This window comes from Nocardiopsis lucentensis DSM 44048, assembly GCF_000341125.1.
Classification (GTDB): domain Bacteria; phylum Actinomycetota; class Actinomycetes; order Streptosporangiales; family Streptosporangiaceae; genus Nocardiopsis; species Nocardiopsis lucentensis.
The window spans coordinates 1-1,822 of record NZ_ANBC01000567.1 but is presented as its reverse complement, the minus strand read 5'-3'; the positions used below and the strand labels follow the sequence as shown (position 1 = coordinate 1,822).

General features: G+C 75.8%; 2 protein-coding genes and 1 pseudogene. 2 read left to right on the top strand and 1 reads right to left on the bottom strand.

All coding sequences use genetic code 11. The features are described 5' to 3' along the window. Positions 1-747, top strand: a 747-nt coding sequence (cobJ, locus tag D471_RS0119420; protein ID WP_017600146.1) for a precorrin-3B C(17)-methyltransferase, incomplete at its 5' end; no start/stop codon positions are given. Beyond that, the gene (gene cobM, locus D471_RS0119415) at positions 732-1,514 is read left to right on the top strand and encodes a precorrin-4 C(11)-methyltransferase (RefSeq protein WP_017600145.1); all 783 of its coding nucleotides are present in this window, start codon (positions 732-734) and stop codon (positions 1,512-1,514) included. The genes cobJ and cobM, both read left to right, overlap by 16 nt. On the opposite strand, the pseudogene D471_RS35210 reads toward cobM, so the two are convergent. Further along, positions 1,483-1,822 (bottom strand): annotated as a pseudogene (locus D471_RS35210) (cobalamin biosynthesis bifunctional protein CbiET); the annotation flags it as partial. The gene cobM and the pseudogene D471_RS35210 sit on opposite strands and share 32 nt — an antisense overlap.

Genomic DNA, 1,822 nt, shown 5'->3' with positions numbered 1-1,822 from the left:
CCCGCCGAACCCGCGGCCGAACTGCTGGTCGTCGGCCTGGGCCCAGGCCCCGACCACTGGCTGACCGCCGAGGCGTCCGCGGCGCTCGCCGAGGTGGACCACGTCGTGGGCTACGGCCCCTACGTCGACCGGGTCCCGCAGCGCCCCGGACTCACCCGGCACTCCTCCGGCAACACCGTCGAGCTCGACCGCGCCCGACTCGCCCTCGAGCTGGCCGGGCGGGGCGAACGCGTCGCCGTGGTCTCCGGAGGGGACGCCGGTGTCTTCGGCATGGCCACCGCCGTGTTCGAGGCGGCCGAGGACCCCGCCTTCCGCGACGTGCCCGTCCGGGTGCTGCCGGGGGTCAGCGCCGTCCAGGCGGTCGCGGCCCGGGCGGGCGCCCCGATCGGCGGGGACTTCGCGGTGATGAGCCTCTCGGACCGGCTGAAGCCGTGGAAGGTGATCGAGCGGCGGCTGCGCGCCGTCTGCGAGGCCGATCTGACACTGGCCGTCTACAACCCCGCCTCCCGGTCCCGGACCGAGCAGATCGCCACCGCCCGCCGGATCCTGTTGGAGCACCGCAAGCCCGACACGGTGGTCGTCGTCGGCCGCGACGTCGGCCGGAAGGGCGAGTCCCTGACGGTGACCACCCTCGGTGAGCTCGACCCGGCCACCGTCGACATGCGCTGCCTGCTGATCGTCGGCGCGCCGGCGACCCGGGGCTCCGAGGCGGGCCGGGTCTGGACCCCGAGGTGGGTGCGACCGTGACCGTGCACTTCGTGGGGGCGGGGCCCGGAGCCGCCGACCTGCTGACCGTCCGCGCCACGCGGATGCTCGCCGGGGCCGACGTGGTGCTCTACCCCGGCACGTACCTGGACCCCGAGGTCCTGACCCACTGCGCGCCCGGCGCCGAACTGGTCGACACCCAGGGCCTGGACCTGGACCGCATCACCGATCACCTGGTCGCCGCGCACGCGGCGGGCCGGGACGTCGTGCGGCTCACCTCCGGGGACCCGTCGCTGTACTCGGCGCTGGCCGAACAGACCCGGCGGCTCGACGCGCACGGAGTCCCGTGGGACGTCACGCCCGGGGTGCCCGCGTACGCGGCCGCCTCGGCGCTGGCCGGGCGGGAGCTGACCGTGCCGTTGGTGGCCCAGTCGGTGGTGCTGACCCGGACCCGGGCGCGGTCGACCGCCATGCCGGAGACCGAGTCGCTGGCCGCGTTCGCGGCGACCCGGGCCACGCTGGTCCTGCACCTGGCGATCAGACGGGTGCGGGAGCTGATGGCCGAGATCGAACCGTCGTACGGCGCCGACTGCCCGGTCCTCGTCGTCCACCGGGCCAGTCAGCCGGGCGAAGCGGTGCTGCGCGGCACGGTCGCCACCATCGCGGACGCGGTGGAGGAGGCCGGGTTGCGGCAGGCGGCGGTGATCCTCGTGGGACGGGCGCTCGATCCCCGGACCGGTGGGGAGTCCTTCCTCTACGATCCGGACCGCCCCCGGGTCAGCTCTCCACCTCCAGGAACCACTGGGTGACCGTGCGCGCGGGCGCCCAGCCGGTGAACGCGCCGATGGGCGCGGCGGTCTCGACGGCGATCCGGGTCAGCTCCCCTCCGTGGCTCCGGTAGGCGTCCGCGATCAGCTGCTCGGTCTCCAGGGTCACGCCGTGCACCACGAGCCGACCGCCCGACCGCAGCACCCGCAGGCAGGTGTCGAGCACGCCCGGCCGGGTCGCGCCGCCACCGATGAACACCGCGTCGGGCGAGGGGAGCGCGACCAGCGCGTCCGGTGCGCGGCCGGTGACCACGCGCAGGCCGGGGACGCCGAGGCGGCCCGCGTTCCGG